This window comes from Jiangella ureilytica (assembly GCF_004348545.1).
GTDB classification, from domain to species: domain Bacteria; phylum Actinomycetota; class Actinomycetes; order Jiangellales; family Jiangellaceae; genus Jiangella; species Jiangella ureilytica.
On record NZ_SMKL01000070.1, the window covers coordinates 15,853 to 32,686 of the forward strand.

At 70.9% G+C, this 16,834-nt stretch carries 18 protein-coding genes and 1 tRNA gene; 9 read left to right on the plus strand and 10 right to left on the minus strand.

What is annotated here, in order from left to right; translation table 11 throughout:
• Positions 1-174: 174 nt before the first annotated feature.
• The 4 genes from E1212_RS23580 to E1212_RS23595 form a co-directional block, all read right to left on the minus strand.
• Positions 175-753: a nucleotidyltransferase family protein gene (locus E1212_RS23580; protein ID WP_131987013.1), complete on the minus strand. Its 579-nt coding sequence runs from the start codon at positions 751-753 to the stop codon at positions 175-177.
• Positions 743-1,849 carry an XdhC family protein gene (locus tag E1212_RS23585; RefSeq protein WP_203417143.1) on the minus strand — a complete coding sequence of 369 codons (1,107 nt, stop codon included), beginning with the start codon at positions 1,847-1,849 and terminating at the stop codon, positions 743-745. The genes E1212_RS23580 and E1212_RS23585 overlap by 11 nt, the downstream gene beginning before the upstream one ends.
• A complete protein-coding gene (locus E1212_RS23590; protein WP_203417137.1) occupies positions 1,842-2,999 on the minus strand; it encodes a vWA domain-containing protein in 1,158 nt (385 codons plus the stop codon). The genes E1212_RS23585 and E1212_RS23590 overlap by 8 nt, the downstream gene beginning before the upstream one ends.
• Positions 3,000-3,132: 133 nt before the next feature.
• Positions 3,133-4,017, minus strand: coding sequence for an AAA family ATPase (locus E1212_RS23595; protein WP_131987017.1), 885 nt, complete (start codon positions 4,015-4,017; stop codon positions 3,133-3,135).
• Positions 4,018-4,093: 76 nt separating this feature from the next.
• Between E1212_RS23595 and E1212_RS23600 the strand changes: the two genes are divergently transcribed.
• Both E1212_RS23600 and E1212_RS23605 read left to right on the plus strand, forming a co-directional pair.
• The gene (locus E1212_RS23600; protein WP_203417138.1) at positions 4,094-4,561 is read left to right on the plus strand and encodes a nitroreductase family deazaflavin-dependent oxidoreductase; all 468 of its coding nucleotides are present in this window, start codon (positions 4,094-4,096) and stop codon (positions 4,559-4,561) included.
• Positions 4,562-4,612: 51 nt separating this feature from the next.
• Positions 4,613-5,860 carry an MFS transporter gene (locus E1212_RS23605; RefSeq protein WP_203417139.1) on the plus strand — a complete coding sequence of 416 codons (1,248 nt, stop codon included), beginning with the start codon at positions 4,613-4,615 and terminating at the stop codon, positions 5,858-5,860.
• On the opposite strand, the gene E1212_RS23610 is transcribed toward E1212_RS23605, so the two are convergent.
• A complete protein-coding gene (locus E1212_RS23610) occupies positions 5,851-6,339 on the minus strand; it encodes an SRPBCC domain-containing protein (RefSeq protein ID WP_131987021.1) in 489 nt (162 codons plus the stop codon). The genes E1212_RS23605 and E1212_RS23610 overlap by 10 nt on opposite strands.
• On the minus strand, positions 6,336-6,677 hold the full coding sequence (locus E1212_RS23615; RefSeq protein WP_131987023.1) for an ArsR/SmtB family transcription factor: 342 nt from the start codon (positions 6,675-6,677) through the stop codon (positions 6,336-6,338). Before E1212_RS23615 ends, E1212_RS23610 begins: the two co-directional genes overlap by 4 nt.
• Before the next feature lie 584 nt (positions 6,678-7,261).
• Between E1212_RS23615 and E1212_RS23620 the strand changes: the two genes are divergently transcribed.
• The 3 genes from E1212_RS23620 to E1212_RS23630 all read left to right on the plus strand — a co-directional run bounded on the left by E1212_RS23620 (position 7,262) and on the right by E1212_RS23630 (position 9,890).
• Positions 7,262-8,047 (plus strand): RNA polymerase subunit sigma-70, encoded by a 786-nt coding sequence (locus tag E1212_RS23620; protein WP_203417140.1) that lies wholly within the window; start codon positions 7,262-7,264, stop codon positions 8,045-8,047.
• A gap of 671 nt (positions 8,048-8,718) precedes the next feature.
• Positions 8,719-9,291, plus strand: coding sequence for an SH3 domain-containing protein (locus E1212_RS23625; RefSeq protein WP_131987025.1), 573 nt, complete (start codon positions 8,719-8,721; stop codon positions 9,289-9,291).
• Positions 9,292-9,805: 514 nt separating this feature from the next.
• Positions 9,806-9,890: transfer RNA gene (locus tag E1212_RS23630), tRNA-Leu, on the plus strand.
• 188 nt (positions 9,891-10,078) lie between these two features.
• Here the strand turns inward: E1212_RS23630 and E1212_RS23635 are convergent.
• Positions 10,079-10,735 (minus strand): response regulator, encoded by a 657-nt coding sequence (locus tag E1212_RS23635; protein WP_131987027.1) that lies wholly within the window; start codon positions 10,733-10,735, stop codon positions 10,079-10,081.
• Positions 10,732-11,871 (minus strand): sensor histidine kinase, encoded by a 1,140-nt coding sequence (locus E1212_RS23640; protein ID WP_131987029.1) that lies wholly within the window; start codon positions 11,869-11,871, stop codon positions 10,732-10,734. The genes E1212_RS23635 and E1212_RS23640 overlap by 4 nt, the downstream gene beginning before the upstream one ends.
• 161 nt (positions 11,872-12,032) lie before the next feature.
• On the opposite strand from E1212_RS23640, the gene E1212_RS23645 reads away from it, so the two are divergent.
• A complete protein-coding gene (locus E1212_RS23645) occupies positions 12,033-12,521 on the plus strand; it encodes a DUF6326 family protein (RefSeq protein WP_131987038.1) in 489 nt (162 codons plus the stop codon).
• Positions 12,522-12,587: 66 nt separating this feature from the next.
• Positions 12,588-12,986 (plus strand): hypothetical protein, encoded by a 399-nt coding sequence (locus tag E1212_RS23650; protein WP_131987031.1) that lies wholly within the window; start codon positions 12,588-12,590, stop codon positions 12,984-12,986.
• Between the two features lie 192 nt (positions 12,987-13,178).
• Here the strand turns inward: E1212_RS23650 and istB are convergent, their stop codons facing one another.
• Both istB and istA read right to left on the minus strand, forming a co-directional pair.
• A complete protein-coding gene (gene istB / locus E1212_RS23655; protein ID WP_131987032.1) occupies positions 13,179-13,982 on the minus strand; it encodes an IS21-like element helper ATPase IstB in 804 nt (267 codons plus the stop codon).
• Positions 13,982-15,238: an IS21 family transposase gene (istA, locus tag E1212_RS23660; RefSeq protein ID WP_131987033.1), complete on the minus strand. Its 1,257-nt coding sequence runs from the start codon at positions 15,236-15,238 to the stop codon at positions 13,982-13,984. Before istA ends, istB begins: the two co-directional genes overlap by 1 nt.
• 163 nt (positions 15,239-15,401) lie before the next feature.
• On the opposite strand from istA, the gene E1212_RS23665 reads away from it, so the two are divergent.
• Both E1212_RS23665 and E1212_RS23670 read left to right on the plus strand, forming a co-directional pair.
• On the plus strand, positions 15,402-15,995 hold the full coding sequence (locus E1212_RS23665) for a PadR family transcriptional regulator (RefSeq protein WP_131987034.1): 594 nt from the start codon (positions 15,402-15,404) through the stop codon (positions 15,993-15,995).
• A gap of 151 nt (positions 15,996-16,146) precedes the next feature.
• Positions 16,147-16,740, plus strand: coding sequence for a PadR family transcriptional regulator (locus E1212_RS23670; protein ID WP_131987034.1), 594 nt, complete (start codon positions 16,147-16,149; stop codon positions 16,738-16,740).
• The last annotated feature ends 94 nt before the right edge of the window (positions 16,741-16,834 follow it).

The window sequence follows — 16,834 nt, forward strand, 5'->3', positions numbered from 1 at the left end:
CCGGTCCCCTGCCACACCAGGCCTGCGGCCCTGGTGATGCGCGGGAACGCCTCGTGACGGGTGCCAGCCGGAGGAGGCAACCGCTTTCCGGCGCGTTCGGTCGACCGTCACCAGGATCGCTCGTGCTCCACGAGGGCTGCAGGCCTCGTGGAGCAGGGAATCAGGTGGTGAACGTCATTCCGAGGCGGGGAGATCGGCGGGGGTGTCGACGTCGGCGGGGAGGCCGGTGCCGGTGCAGTCGACGGGGGTGACGAGTTCGGGGTGGGCCCGCATGAAAGGGCGGGCGCCCACATCGCCCTCGGCCAGGGCCGCGACCTCGTCCCAGACGTGCCGCGACAGCAGCACCGGGTTGCCACGGCGGCCGTCGTAGGTCGCCACCGCGACGGACACCTCGCCGTCCGAAGACGACCACGCCGACCGCAGCCGCCGGACCGCCTCCACCCCGACCCAGGGCTGGTCGACCAGCGCGACCACGACGGCGCCGGCAGCCGACGCCGTCAGCGCCCGCAGTCCGGCCCGCAGCGACGACCCCATGCCACTGGCCCAGCCGGGGTTGTGCACGACGATCGCGCCCGGCACCGTCAGCGACACCGCGCCGGACACCACGACCACCGGGTCGCACCCGCCGTCGGACACCAGCCGCGCCGCCCGGTCGACCAGCCGCGATCCCTCGTACTCGACCAGGGCCTTGGGCGAGCCGTAGCGAGAGCCCGATCCTGCCGCGAGGACCAGGCCCGCGACGTCAGAGGACATCCGACGCGAGCGGTTCACGGTGGATCGGCCCGCTGGTGTCGCGCAGCCGGCGGCCCGAGCCGCCCCAGCGCGACGCGATGATCTCGGCGGCGATGGAGACCGCCGTCTCCTCGGGTGTGCGGGCGCCGATGTCGAGGCCCAGCGGCGACGCCAGCCGGGCGAGGTCCTCCTCGGCGACCCCCTCGGCGCGCAGCCGCGCGAGCCGGTCGTCGTGCGTGCGCCGCGACCCCATGACCCCGATGTACGCGGCCGGCGTGCGGACGGCCTCGGCCAGCAGCGGCACGTCGAACTTGGGGTCGTGGGTGAGCACGCAGATGACCGTCCGCGCGTCCACCGCCGTCGAGGCCAGGTAATCGTGCGGCCACTTGACCACCACCTCGTCGGCGTCGGGGAAGCGCCGCGGCGTCGCGAAGACCGGCCTGGCGTCGCACACCGTCACGTGGTAGCCGAGGAACCGGCCGACCCGCACCAGGGCCGCGGCGAAGTCGATGGCGCCGAAGACCAGCATGCGCGGCCGCGGCGCGAACGACTGTACGAACACCTGCAGATCGTCGAGCCGCCGCTCCCCCGAAGCGCCGTAGCGCCGGATCCCCGTCATCCCCTGCTCGAGCAGGCCGCGGGCGTCGTCGGCGACGGCGTCGTCGAGTCGCTGGCCACCCAGCGACCCCGCGACCCGGTCGGGCCAGACGATCAGGTGCGCGCCGACGGTTCCGGGCCCGGCGACGACGGTGGCAACGGCGACCGGCTCGGCGGCGTCGACACTGGCCGCGACGTCGACCAGCGCCGGGAAGGTCTGGCGGTCGACCGCCTCGACGAACACGTCGATGACGCCGCCGCAGGTCAGCCCGACCGCGAACGCGTCGTCGTCGCTGACGCCGTAGCGCTGCAGGACCGGCGCGCGGCCGGCCATGACCTCCTGCGCGAGCTCGTACACCGCACCCTCGATGCAGCCCCCGGAGACGCTGCCGACCGCCTCGCCGGCCTGGGTGACGGCCATCGAGGCGCCGGGCGGTCGGGGCGCGGACTCGAACGTGCTGACGACGGTGACCAGGCCGGCCCGCTCGCCCGCGCCGACGGCGGCCACCAGCTCACGCATGACCTCCTGCACGGTCACCTCCCTTCCCGGACGAGTCGAGCCGTCCGTCGAGCAGCCCGGCCAGCTCGTGCATGGCTCCCAGCGAGTGCCCGGCGACCAGCCGGTCGACGTACGGAAGCGCCGCCCGCATGCCACCCGTACTGGGAATGTATCCAATATATCCTCGGTGCGGATTCACCCACACGATACGCCTGGCCAGCCGCGACAGCCGACCCATCTGCGTCGCGAGCTGCTCCGTCCCGCCGCGTTCCCAGCCGTCGCTGCCGATGACGACGACGGCGCCGCGAGCCGTGCCGCGCTGACCCCAGCGGTCGAGGAACTCCTTCAGCTCGTCGCCCAGCCGGGTGCCGCCGCTCCAGTCATCGATGACCGCCGATGCCGCTGCCAGCGCCGCCGCGGGCTCGCGCCGCCGCAGCTCACGGGTGATGCGAGTGAGCCGCGTGCCGACGGTGAACACCTCGGTCCCGGGGCGCACGCGGCAGGCGGCGTGGGCGAAGCGGAGCAACGTCTCGGCGTACGCCGCCATGGATCCACTGACGTCGATGAGGAAGACCAGCCTGCGCTGCCGCCGTCCGTGCCGATGCCTGCGCAGCTCGACCGGCTCGCCGCCGTGGCGCAGCATGCTCCGGACGGTGCGGCGGGCGTCGACGGGTCCCGACGGCGACGGCTTCAGCCGGCGGGTGGTGCGGTCGGGTGCCGCCGGGAGCAGTGCGCTGACGTAGCGGTGCACCTCGGCACGGTCGGCGGCGCTGAGCGTGGCGACGTCGCGGTGACGGAGCACCTCGATGCGGTTCGCAGTGGCGATGCGCTGCTCAGGGGCGTCGGGCGGGTCGCCGTCGCGGCCGCCCGGGTCGTCGGGCTCGGCCGGGACCGCGACGAGCCGCTGCACCGGCGTGACGGCGACGCGGTTCGGCGGGCTGGCCGGGTGGCCGCCGAAGTAGGCCGCGAACACCCGGTCGTAGGCCGCGACGTCCTCGGGCGAGCCGCACAGCGTCGTCCGGCCGGCCCAGTACACCGGCCGCAGCCCGGCCGCGCCGAGGACGTCGAGCGCCTCGATCATGGCGTGCACCCGAGTCGGCGGGACGTCGACGCCGGCCGCGGCCAGCCGCCGGGCGAACCCGACCACCTCGACGTCGATGTGACGAGTCACGCACGATCACCGCTCTCACGTTCGCCTCGTCGCGATGGACCGGCGGATCGCAGAGGCCTCCGGCCCCCGCTCCCGCCGGTGTGCGTGACTCTGCACGGCTCGTCGACGGCGATCGGCGCCGGTGCCCGCCCGCTCATGGGCGGCCGACCAGCTCCGCGACCTCGCTGGTCATGCGCTCGGTGTCTTCCTGGTACTTGAGCACGGCGCCGAAGGTCCGGGTGGCGAGGTCGGCCGACAGCTCCGTCGCACCGAGCGCCGCGAGCGCCGTGACCCAGTCGATCGACTCCGCCAGTCCCGGCGGCTTCAGCAGGCCGGCCGCGCGCAGCCGCTGGACCGCGCGGGCGACGTCGTCGGCCAGCCGCTCGCTGACGCCCGGCAGGTGCCGCCGGATGACCGCGACCTCGCGCTCGAACGTCGGGTGCGCCAGCCAGTGGTACAGGCAGCGCCGCTTGAGCGCGTCGTGCACCTCGCGGGTGCGGTTGCTGGTCACGACGACGACCGGCGGCGTCTCGGCGCGGACGGTGCCGAGCTCGGGGATCGAGATGGTGAACTCGGACAGCACCTCGAGCAGGAACGCCTCGAACTCGTCGTCGGCGCGGTCGATCTCGTCGACCAGCAGCACCGACGGCGTCGTCTCGAGCGCCCGCAGCAGCGGGCGGGCCAGCAGGAACCGGCGGTCGTACAGCTCGTGCTCGAGCCGCTCGACGTCGGTGACGCCGGCGGCCTCGGCGGCGCGCAGGTGTAGCAGCTGGCGCGGGAAGTCCCAGTCGTACAGCGCCTGAGCGGCGTCGACGCCCTCATAGCACTGCAGCCGGATCAGCGGCGCCTCGAGCACGTCGGCGAGCGCCTGCGCGAGGGCGGTCTTGCCGACCCCGGCCTCGCCCTCGAGGAACAGCGGCCGGCCCATGCGCAACGCCAGGAACGCGGCCGTCGCGACCCCCTCGTCGGCCAGATACCCTGCGGCGTCCAGCCGCTGGGCCAGCTCGCCGGGCGTCGTGGCCCCCTCGGTGTCGACCATGACCCCACGCTACGCCGAGCCGATCGGTCAGGAATCGAGAAGCAGGTCAGGCGGCCGCGCGCCTAGCGTTCCGGCCATGGACGACACCACGAAGCAGACCCGCACGAAGGGCACCCCCGGCCGCCTGTCCCTGTGGTTCCAGCGGCGGATGAACGCGAGGACGGCCGCGAAGATCCGGCGCAAGAACGACGGCCGGATGATGGGCATGGACGTCTTGATCCTGCACACCGCCGGGCGCAGGAGCGGGCAGCCGTACGAGACGCCGATCGCCTGGTTCCCCGAGGAGGACGGCGCTGCGCGCCTCGTCATCGCCTCCGGCGGCGGCAGCGACCACCCGAACTGGTTCCGCAACCTCATGGAGCATCCCGATCGCGCGGCGATCGAGCTCCCAGGCGGCGAACCGCAGCCCGTCACTCCGCAGTGGCTCGACGGCGCCGACCGCGAGGAGGCGTGGCAGCGCATCGTCGCCGCCAACCCGCGGTTCGCGAAGTACCAGAAGAAGAGCGACCGCCAGTACCCGCTCGTCCGCCTCACCCCGCGCTGACGGGACATGTCACGTTGTCACCAGGGGATCGGATGGCCCATCCTCGTCGTCGTGATCAGCACCAGGGACGGCGTCGGCCGGCTGCTGCGCCGCGACGCCGCGTTCCGGGGGCTGTTCGCGGCCCGGACCATCTCGTTCCTCGGCGACTCGCTGAGCCTGGTCGCGCTGATGCTGCACGTCGCCGACACCGCGGGGCAGGCGCTGGCGGTCGCGCTGCTCCTGCTGGTCGGCGACCTCGCGCCGGCGCTGCTCAGCCCGCTGGCCGGCGCGGTGAGCGACCGCTGGGACCGCCGCAAGGTGATGATCGTCTGCGAGCTGGTGCAGGCCGGGCTGCTGGCCGCGATCGCGCTCTCGCTGCCGCCGTTGCCGCTGCTGCTGGTGCTGGTCGGCGCGCGGGCGATCGCCGGGCACGTGTTCCTGCCGGCGTCGCGGGCGGCGGTGGCGACTCTGGTCCGCCCCGGCGACCAGGCCGCCGCCAACTCCGCGCTCGGCCTGGCGACGAACGGCGGCGAGGCGGTCGGCCCGCTGGTCGCCGCCGCGCTGTTCCCGCTGGTCGGCGTCCAGGGCGTGCTGCTGGTCGACGCGGCGACGTTCCTGCTGTCGGCGCTGCTGCTCGTGCGGTTGCCGCAGCTGCCGCCGTCGTCGCCGGACGGGGAGCCGGGGCACGACGGCGGCGGCTCGCTGCTGGGCGGGGCTCGCGCCGGGCTGGCCTACCTGTGGCGGGAGCCGGCGCTGCGGATCATCGGGCTCGGCTTCTGCGCCGTCGTCGCGTTCAACGGCATCGACGACGTCGCGCTGGTGGTGCTGGCGAAGGACACCTTCGACGCGGGCGACTCCGCCGCGGCGGCGCTGCTGGCCGCCGTCGGCATCGGGCTGTTCGCCGGGTACGCACTGCTCGCCCGCTGGTCGTCACAGGCGTCGATGCTGTGGCTGCTGGTCGCCGGGTTCGCCGTCAGCAGCATCGGGAACCTGCTCACCGGGCTGGCGTGGGCGGTCGCGGCCGCGTTCACCCTGCAGACGGTGCGCGGCCTGGGGATCGCGGCGATGGACGTCGCGACCAACACGCTGTTGCCGCGACTGGTGCCCGACGCGATGCTCGGGCGCGTCTTCGGCAACCTCTACGGCGCCATCGGGCTGGCCGCCGGGGTGTCGTACGTGGCCGGCGGCCTGCTGCTCGACGCGACGTCGGCGCCGGCGACCTTCGTCATCGCCGGCGCGGGCGGGACGCTCGCCACCGTCGCGGTCGCCGTCACGCTCCCCCGGGCACTGCGCCGGGCGCCGCGACCCCGTCAGCCTTGAGCCAGCAGCGCGTCGAGCCGCTCGAACTGCTCGAGGACGCCCGTGGCCATGCCGGTGCCGACGGCGAAGTCGAGCACCTCGGGCGAGGGGAACGTGGTGAGCCAGCGCACCCGGGTGGCGCCGTCGACCTCCTCGAACGTGATGGTCTCGACGGCTGGAGGCCCGCCCGCCGGCTCCATGTCGGGCGCCGTCGTGCGCACCAGCCGCTGCGGCGGGTCGATCTCGAGGTACTCGCCGGCGAACGCGACCTCGCCGCCGTCGTACCGGTTGATCCACTTCCACCGGCCACCGGGGCGGAGGTCGAGCTCCACGACCTCGGTGGTGGTGCCATGGGGGCCGATCCAGTTCACCAGGTGTGCGGGCGACGTCATGGCGGCCCAGACCAGCTCGCGAGGCGCGGCGAACACGCGCTCGATGAGCAACTCGGATCCCTCGGCGACGACGGTGGTGGCGGCGTCGCCCAGCTCGCGTCGGGTCATGGCCGATCTCCCTTCTGCAGGTCCGTGAGGTAGCGGTCCAGCCGGTCGAAGCTCTCGCCCAGGAACTCGCGGTACTGCGTCATCCACGTGACGACGTCGCGCAGCGGCTCCGGGCGCAGCCGGCACGAGCGCCACTGCGCCTGCCGCGTCTGCTCGACGAGCCCGGCCTTCTGCAGCACCTTCACGTGCTTCGAGATGGCCGGCAGGGTGACGTCGAACGGCTCGGCGAGCTGGCCGACGGTGGCCTCGCCGTGCGCCAGCCGGGCCAGGATGGCGCGGCGGGTCGGGTCGGCGAGCGCGGCGAAGGTGGCGGTGAGCTGATCGCCCCGGACCGGCATTTTCCCCTCCAGTTAATTAACCACTCTGGAAAGTACGAGACTCGCCGCACCATGTCAACCGATTCGTGTGAACCATCCGGCGCCGCCGAACGTCATACAGTCACGGGCCGGTTCGGCGGAGGGGCGCTGACCCATCGAGGTCTCGTGAACGTGCGGTGCTCCCGACGTTGGGCAGCTGCGGGCTCAACGAGCGGTGGCAGCACACAGTGACCGCCTGTGCGGCGCCGGTCACCACGATCACGCCTCCACCGGCCGGCCCGGCCAGCCGCAGCGGCCGCCGTCAGCCATTGGTCCCCCTCCCCGGCGCGCCGGCGAACAGCGCGGCCAGGCCCACAAGAACAGCACCCAGCGGGTCGCGTCGCCGACCGTCACCTCGCGGTCGCGGCGGGCGATGACGACCAGATCGAAGACGACGGTCGCCAGTCACCCCACGACGGTCAGGATCCGCACGCAGCCCGGCACGCCCGAGACCATCCGCGTCCCCTCTCGTTCGGCGACAGCGACGCGCCGCTACTCTCCGAACCTGTGCGGCCCTGTGCACTGCCTCAGGGAACGTGGTTTGGATACATCACGCGGAGCACCGAGTGAGTGACGAGACGTTCGAGCGGCTGGTCGGCCCGTACCGCCGCGAGCTGACGGCGCACTGCTACCGCATGCTCGGCTCGGTGCAGGACGCCGAGGACGCCGTCCAGGAGACGCTGCTCGCGGCCTGGCGAGGGTTGGACGGGTTCGAGGGCCGCAGCTCGGTGCGCACCTGGCTGTACCGGATCGCGACGCACGCCTGCCTGCGGCTGTCGTCGAAGCGGCCGCCTCGGCTGCTCTCCCCGGACCACGGCCCGGCCCGTCGTGATGTGTGGGAGCTCGGTTCGCCCGTGGCGGGTCCGGTCTGGCTGGAGCCCTGGCCGACGGATCCGGCCGACGAGTACGTCACGCGCGAGAGCGTCGAGCTGGCGTTCGTCGCCGCCCTGCAGCACCTGCCGGCGACCCAGCGGGCGGTGCTGATCCTGCGCGAAGTGCTGCAGTACTCGGCCGCTGAGACGGCGTCGCTGCTCGACACCACGCCGGCGTCGGTGAACAGCGCCCTGCAGCGGGCCCGCGCCTCGGTCGGCGAGCGGCTGCCCGCCGTCAGCCAGCGCGACGAGCTGTCGGCTCTCGGGGCCGACGGGCAGCGCGAGCTCCTCGACGCGTTCGTCGCCGCTTGGGAGGCCGCCGACGTGCCGGCCCTGCTCGCGCTGCTGGCCGAGGACGCCCGGTTCACGATGCCGCCGCTCCCCGCGTGGTTCTCCGGTCGCGTCGACGTCGGGCGCTTCCTGGCCGAGCGGGTGTTCGAGACGCCGTGGAAGCTGCGGCCGGCCGGGTTCAATGGCTAGCCCGGGTTCGCCTGCTACCAGCGCTCGCCGGAGGACGGGGCGTTCCGGCTGAGCGGGGTGAACGTCCTGAGCCTGCGGGACGGCCTCGTCACGCACCTCAACACCTTCATCGACCCGGAGCTGCTCCCCCGCCTCGGCCTCCCCGCCGACCCGCCCTGAGGCGCGCGGATTTCCATGATCATGTTTCGTGACGGCGTGTCAGCGATGTCCTGAAACAGAACAAGGCGCGTCAGCGACCGCTACCGCACATGATCAAGGGCTGCGCCCCGTCGGGCCGTTCGTGGCCGCGTCGGCGACCGCATTAGCGGCGGCCCGGGGACCGACCCGCCACGGGCTGACCGCGTCGGCCAGCGCCGCCACGGCGGGTTCAGGGCGTCGGACACGACCCGACGGTGCCGGGTCGCGCGGCTCGGGCGCCGCGCAAGAGAGAAGGCCGCTCCGCCAGTTGGGGGGCAAGTGGCGGAGCGGCCTGTATGCAATCGATGATAGCGGAGCGTGACCACCTTGTCGCACTACGTGACGATCTGGTAACTGACCTGCGAGGACGCGGCAGATCAATCTCCAAGGATCCATGCGTTCGGGTGCAACCGATCGCCTCGCTGAGGAGTGATTGATGGTGAGAGCCGATACCCGGTCGCACCGTCCGGGACGGCGATGTCAGGAGGTCCACCATGATCGTCCGGCAACGGGTCCGGCGGGCGGCGATCGCGCTCGCCACGGCCGTCATCGTTCCCCTCGGCCTGCTCGCGACCACGTCGACGGCACAGGCCGCCACGACCTACAAGGGCAAGGTCACCGAGGGCGTCAACGTCCGCAGCGCACCCACCTCTGCGGCCACGAAGGTCGGGTCGTACGCCAAGGGCGCGACCATCACCATTCAGTGCAAGGTCTACGGCCCGTCCGTCAGCGGCAACAGCCTCTGGTACAAGCTGGGGACAGGCCGCTGGGTGTCGGCGCGCTACGTCGCCAACATCGGCGCCGCGCCACGCTTCTGCGGTGACGGCCACGAGTACACCGGCCGGGTGTCGTCGTCGACGTCGCTCGCGGTGCGCAGCGGCCCGCACACGGCGAACGCCAAGGTCAGCTCGGCCCCCCGGGGCGCGACCCTGGCCATCGTCTGCAAGGTCGACTCCCAGACGGTCGACGGCAACCGGCGCTGGTACCAGCTCACCGGCGACGGCGGCGGCCAGTGGGTCTCCGCCCGCTACGTGACGAACGTGGGCGCCGCCCCGCCGTACTGCTAGACCCGGGAACGACGGCGCCGGCCCGCTCTCACCCGCGGGCGGCGCCGTCGGCAGTCGCGGACCGCACGCCGTTGCGGCGTCGTCGGGGCTGACGATCACGACCTTCGTGCCGCGGTAGCGACCTCGGCCACGCGTGCATGCCGGGGTGCGGTGACGGGAACGTTCGCGCCCCACGTCGTCAGGCAGATCGCGTCCCACCAGTCCTCGGCTCCGGCACGTCGGTCTGGTCGAGCACATCGCCTGCCCGTCACCGGACTCGTCCCAGCGGGTGAGGAATCGGCCCGCCTTCAGAAGGGCCGCCTCAGCCGGGCCGCCTTCAGCCGGCCCGCCGACGCGGCGGCCGTCGCCGCTGGTCCTCGCGCTGCGTCCCATCGGGCGACCTCGTTCTCCGTCGTCGCGAGCGCCGAAACGCTCCTCACACCCGTCGCGGCGCGCGAGCCGCCCCGAGTTGGACAGAGCACCCCGCGAGTTTGGTATGGTTACGCAGCCGCTGGCGCTCCACGTAGCGCAGCAAGTCCGGGTGGCGGAATAGGCAGACGCGCTAGCTTGAGGTGCTAGTCCCCGTCAAGGGGGTGGGGGTTCAAGTCCCCCCTCGGACACGCCCAGATGGACTCACCCCTGGCACCAGCTCAGCACGGAGCTGATGTGCCAGGGGTTCGTACGTCAGATCCAATCCCAGCTCCTTACAGAGGTCGGACTTCTCCTCGTCCGTCGCTTCTCTGAGCGCGGACGCCAGCCCGCCGACGTAGTCGATCAACTCCTTCACCTCCTCGACAGCGATCGCCTGCTAATCGGCTCTCACGCGTCTGGTGTCGTATGACCACATCGCGATCTCGACGCGGTTGCGGGCGCCGAGCTTGGCCATCAACGATGCGACGTGGGTCTTGACCGTGCTCAGGCCGACGAAGAGCTCGGTGGCGATCTCGGCGTTGGTCCGGCCCCGTGCCACCAGCGCGAGCACCTCCTCCTCGCGCTCGGTGAGCGGGTCGATGGGCTGGACCGGTACCACCGGCGCCTGGTCGGCGAAGGTCGCCAGCAGCCGGCGGGTGACGTTGGGGGCGATCAGCGCGTCCCCGTTGGCCGCCGCGTGGATGGCCTGCACGAGAAGCTCCGGCCCGGCGTCTTTGAGCAGGAAGCCGCGAGCACCGGCGCGTAGAGCGCCGAGGACGTACTCATCGAGGTCGAAGGTGGTGATCACGACGACCGCCATCGGGTCCGTCACGTCCGGACCGGCCAGGCGTCGCGTCACCTCGACGCCGTCGAGCCCGGGCATCCGGATGTCGACAAGGAGGACATCGGGACGCAGCCGGGTCGCCAGGTCGAGCGCTGCGAGCCCGTCTGCTGCCTCCCCCACGACCTCGAGGTCGGGTTGCGCGCCGAGGATCATCACCAGCCCGGTCCGGACCAAGTCCTGGTCGTCGGCTACGACAACACGGATGCTCATGCCAGCGCCTCCACCGGCAGCACGGCCTCGACCACCCAGCCACCCTCGGGCCCCGGCCCCGCGGAGAGCGATCCGCCGAGGAGCTGGGCGCGTTCGGCCATGCCCAGCAGGCCGAACCCGGGCTCCGGGGCCGGCCGCGGCTCGGTCTGTCCATCGTCGCTGACACGCAGCCTGACGGCGTCGCCCTCGCGGCGGACGTCGATCCCGACGCGGGTCGCGCTCCGGGCGTGCCGTACGGCGTTGGTCAGCGACTCCTGCGCGAGCCGATAGAGCGCGGCATCCACGGGTCGTGCCAGCCGGGTCAACGAACCGTCCAGCGAGACCTCGACGGTGGGTGTCGCGTCGGCGCGCGCCAGAGCAGGCAGGTCCGCGACACCCAGCTGCGGTGCGTAGGCGACGGCTTCCTCCTCACGCAGCACCCGCACCATGGATCTCATCTCCGCCAAGGTTCGCGACGCTTCGGACTCGATCGCGGCAAGGATCTCGGCAGCCTTCTCAGGCTGCATGCCGGCGACCACGCCACCGGCCTGCGCCTGCACCGCGATGGCCGAGACGTGGTGGGCCACGGTGTCGTGCAGTTCGCGAGCCAGCGCCACCCGCTCCTGGTTGCGGACCTCACGCTGTTGGCGATGCCAGAGGTCCGCGCGGTAGCGGAACACCGCCGCGAGGGCGACGAACAACAGCACGAGGACGCTCCCGCCGAAGACGTCGGCCCAGCCCGCGGAGGAGGCGTACATCCCCAGCGCGACGACGACCGTCACGAACGCCGTCCCCAGGACCATCTCCCGGCCCGAGCCCCACCGCACCAGGGAGTAGAGCAGGATCAGGACGGCCATCATGGAGTAGAGGCCGAGGTCCCCGGCGTGCGCGGTCAGCTGGAGAACCGAGAGCAGCCCGGCGACGCCCCACCCGACCAGGGCGGCCATCAGGGGGCGGCCCCGCCGCCAGAGCAGGGCAGGCATCAGCGCCAGGGCGAGCACCGTCACCAGGGGTCGCCAGGCCAAGTCCGGCCGAGCGATGCCCTCGACCAAGGCGGCGGCCGCGAACACGCCCACCAGCAGCCAGTCGAGCCGGCCGACGGGCGGGGCGTCAGCAGGCCGCGGCTCCTGCCAGATGGAGCGCCGGATGGTGACCACGGCTCCAGCCTAGGATCGGCGCGCCTCGGCGTACCCGCCGAAAGAATGAGAGAGAGACCATGCCATCGGCCAGGCGAACTCCAGCCTCCGGGCCGAGGCGCCCGCCGCCGGGCTCAGCGATCGTGGACCTGCCGATCCTCACCACGACAACGGAGCCCATGATGAGAACACGTCAAGCCACCACGGCCACACTGGAAGACCAGCCGATCCCAGTGAGAGCCAAGCTCACCGCAACGTGGACCAGCTTCATGTTCCTCTATGCCTACGTGGACATTCTCAACTTCTTCACGCCCGGCGTCATCGACGACATCCTCGACGGCAGGGTCTTCGAGTTCGACCTCTCCCAGACCTTTTCGACCACGGCGCTGACCCTCATGGCCATCCCGATCCTCATGGTCGTGCTGTCGATGACGCTGCCCGCCCGGGCGAACCGCATCACCAACCTCATCGTCGCCTCGCTCTACGTCCCCGTCACGGCATTCAACGCGGTGGGCGAGTCCTGGCTGTACTTCTACGGCCTCGGCATCGTGCTGGAACTGATCCTTCTCGCCCTCATCCTGCGGTACGCCTGGACCTGGCCCCGCACCACACCGTCGGCGACCATGGCGACCAGTCCGGACCGTGAAACCGTTCACTGGGACGCCGCGTAGGGCTTCCAAGGCCCTACCGGCGGACGATGGACAAGTCCCCCTCGGAGGCGTCCATACCCTCCGCGCTTGGTCAACATCTACCGTGGCCGGGCGCGGTCCTGGTTCGTCGCACTGAGCAAGGCCGGTGCATCAGGCATATACATCCTAGGCCTGCTCGGACCGCATCCCAGGAGCATCGACCTGGAAAGCTCTCGGCCAGATTCTGCTCGCGTGGGCGATGACTATGTTCCCCTGACCAGGACCGGGCACCATCATCCGCCCTTGAAGGACCTTGACGGAACCGAGGAGCTACTCGAAGAGCTGAAGCGCCGCGACAGAGTCAGCTCGTTCGGCCCGGCGAAATTGATGGGCGGAATCCGCGTGTACATGCGCCACCAACGCCGGCGGACACTTCAGGTCGCCCCACGTTGCTGGTCATGCGCCGTCCAGCCGATCGTCGCCGCCGGCCGTCGTCGACTGCGTTGAGGCGCTCCCTGTTGCCTCTGACCGCACATCCCCAGCTGCTCCACCTGCTCGCCGGGATCATCGACGTCACCCAGGTCGCTCTTGCCGCCTGAGACCCGCTGTCACCTCGTCGTGCAGCAGACCCGGTGTCGGCAACGCTCGAAAATGAGGCCGATCCGACGCTCGAAAACGAGGCCACCGGTTCGTCGGCTTCTAGTGTGCCGGGTCTTGGGTTCTGATGCTGGGCAGGGTGTCGATGCCGCGGTTGCGTAGCCGGTAGCTGGCGCCCTTCAGGGTGAGGACGTCGGCGTGGTGGACGATGCGATCGATCATTGCGGCGGCGACGGCCTGGTCCCCGAAGACGCCACCCCAGCCGCTGAACGGCAGGTTGCTGGTCAGGATCAGTGAGGCGTGTTCGTAGCGGCTGGACACGAGCTGGAAGAACAGGTTCGCGGCGTCTTGCTCGAAGGGCAGGTAGCCGACCTCGTCGACGATGATCAACCCGTAGCGACGCGGCCGCGCTAGTTCCTGCGGTAGCCGGCCGGCGCGGTGGGCCTCGGTGAGTCGGGTGACCCACTCGGTCGCGGTCGCGAACAGCACCCGATGTCCGTGGTTCGCGGCCGCGATGCCCAGTCCGGTGGCAAGGTGGGTCTTGCCGGTGCCGGGCGGGCCGAGCAGCACGACGTTGCGTGCCTTGGTCAGGAACCCACCCGATGCGAGTGCGGCGATCTGCTGCCGGATGGCCGGCTGGGCGTCCCAGTCGAACTCCTCGATCGTCTTGCGGGCGGCGAATCCGGCGGCCCGGATCCGCAGCTGGGCGCCCGACGCGTTCCTGGCGGCGACCTCACGGTCCAGCACCGCGGCGAGGTACTCCTCATGGGTCCAGCCGGCATCGCGGGCGTGGTCGGCCAGCCTCGCTGCGGACTCGGTGATCCGTGGTGCCTTCAATGCCGACGCCAGGTAGGTGACCTGCTTGAGCGCCTCGGCCGCGTCGCTCTTCGACTTCGTGGTCGCCATCAGGCCACCTCCTCACCGTCGACCGAGCCGTCGGCAGGGTCATCTGTCAGGCCGCCGTCGAAGAGCCCGAACGCGCGGTCGTAGTCGCCCAGATCCCGCAGCAGTCCGTCGTGGGGATCGGGTGCTGGGCGGGGATGCTGGAACTGCTCGCGCAGCACCTTCGCCGCCGCCACGTGGGCGGGGTCGGTGATGGTCATGCCGCGTGCCCAGACCCGGTCATGGACGGCGACCAGTCGCCCCTCGTGGCGGACTTCGACGCGGGACAGGTCGGCGGTGACGTCGACGAACCGGCCGATCACCGCGGGGTCGACGGAGTAGTCGTTGCTGTCGAGGCGGACGTAGTAGTCGCGTCCCAGCCGGACCCGGTTGACCCACCCGACCGCTGGTGGCACCGGCGGCAACGGGAGCATCGCGGCCCGGTCGGCGTCGAGCAGGTCGACAGGTCGGGCCTTGATGGTGCGCACGATCCGGGCGTTGGCATTGGTCAGCCAGTCGGCGAACTGGGCGTCGAAGTCAGCCGGTGATGTGAAGTCGCGGCCGGGCATGAAGGACGTCTCGAAGTAGCCGTTGCGACGCTCCACGACGCCTTTGGACTCGGGGTCGTAGGGCTTGAGCCGGACCAGCGTGGTCGCCAGGGTGCCGGTGAACGCACCGACCCCTTCGGCATGCCGCTTGCCCCGGCCGATGCCGGTCTCGTTGTCCCAGATCAGCCTGCGTGGGACCCGGCCGAGCAGCTGCAGCAGCATCCACATCCCCGACAGCAGATCGGCGGTGTGCCGGGTCGGGATCATCCGCCCGACCATGAACCGCGAGTGCGCCGCGGTGATCACCAGGACTGGCAGCAGCGTCCGCGCGCCGTCCTCGAGCGGGATCTTCCTCGGCGGGAACCACAAGTCGCACTGCGCCGCGTCCCCGGGCAGCCACGTCAGCCGGTCCGACGGGTCGACCGGCGTGTGGTCAGGACGCAGCCGGCGGACGTTGTCGCGGAACCAGGTGATCGACCCAGTCCAGCCGACCCGCTCGGCGAGCACCGTGGCCGGCATATCCGGCGTCTTGACCAGCAGCTGTCGCACCACCGGCTCGAACGCCGTGAACGACGTCGGCACCGCCGGCCGCTCGTACTTCGGTAGCCGATCCGACGCCAACGCCCGCGCCACCGTCGACCGCCCAACGCCCAAGTCCCGCGCGACCTGCCGCTGCGGAACACCGTCCGCGACCAGCCGCCGGATCAGAGCCCAATCCTCCACCGAGATCACCCATCCAATCTGTCTGGGTGGCCTCGTTTTCGACCGTCGCTATGGCCTCGTTTTCAAGCGTCGCCGACAACCAGGAGAGCACCCTAGTGTTGGTGGGAGTTGACACCACCCTGGCGGGCGCGCAAGCGGAGCGAGTCCGAGCCGATTGAGCGGAGGTGGGCGCATGTCGGCGACGAAGCTCCTGGTACTCGGTATCGTGCACCTCTCCGGCGGCGCGCATGGCTACCAGGTGCGGTCCGAACTGCAGAGCTGGGGTGCGGAGATTTGGGCCAAGATCAAGCCCGGCTCGATTTATCACGCGCTGAAAAAGGCGGCGGCTGATGGCCTCCTCACCGAACACGCCGAGCCGGGCAACTCCGGGCCGGAGCGCGTTCTGTACCGCGCGACAGCTCGGGGACGTGACGAGATAGTCGAACTGGTCCGCGACGGTCTGCGGCGCACCCATGACCCGGCCATGCTCGACGCGGCCATCGCCATGTTGCCCATGCTGACCAGGACAGATGCCATCGCGCACGTTAACGAGCGGGTCGCGCGCCTGGAAGCGGAGCTCGTAGGGCAGGCCAAGGGGTGGGAGAACCCGAACCCCGACATTCCCGAACACGTCCGCGATCAGGCCGAACTGTGGGCGGGACACGCACGCACCGAACTGGAGTGGGCGAAGAACCTGAGCAAACGACTGTCTGAGGGCGCCTACACCATGGCCGATGATCCGGGTTCGTGGCGAACGGTCCACGATCCCCTCAAGATGCGCTTCTAATCAACCTTGACTAGACGTTTCCTCCTCGCGTACTCTGGCCAGGTAGTCAAACTTGACTAGCTCAACCAATCCGTTCGCAACACCGAGAGAAGGAATCGAACCCATGGGAAAGCTCGCGATCGAGACAAGCAGGTTGAGCGGAGGTGGGCGTATGTCGGCGACGAAGCTCCTGGTACTCGGTATCGTGCACCTCTCCGGCGGCGCGCATGGCTACCAGGTGCGGTCCGAACTGCAGAGCTGGGGTGCGGAGATTTGGGCCAAGATCAAGCCCGGCTCGATTTATCACGCGCTGAAAAAGGCGGCGGCTGATGGCCTCCTCACCGAACACGCCGAGCCGGGCAACTCCGGGCCGGAGCGCGTTCTGTACCGCGCGACAGCTCGGGGACGTGACGAGATAGTCGAACTGGTCCGCGACGGTCTGCGGCGCACCCATGACCCGGCCATGCTCGACGCGGCCATCGCCATGTTGCCCATGCTGACCAGGACAGATGCCATCGCGCACGTTAACGAGCGGGTCGCGCGCCTGGAAGCGGAGCTCGTAGGGCAGGCCAAGGGGTGGGAGAACCCGAACCCCGACATTCCCGAACACGTCCGCGATCAGGCCGAACTGTGGGCGGGACACGCACGCACCGAACTGGAGTGGGCGAAGAACCTGAGCAAACGACTGTCTGAGGGCGCCTACACCATGGCCGATGATCCGGGTTCGTGGCGAACGGTCCACGATCCCCTCAAGATGCGCTTCTAATCAACCTTGACTAGACGTTTCCTCCTCGCGTACTCTGGCCAGGTAGTCAAACTTGACTAGCTCAACCAATCCGTTCGCAACACCGAGAGAAGGA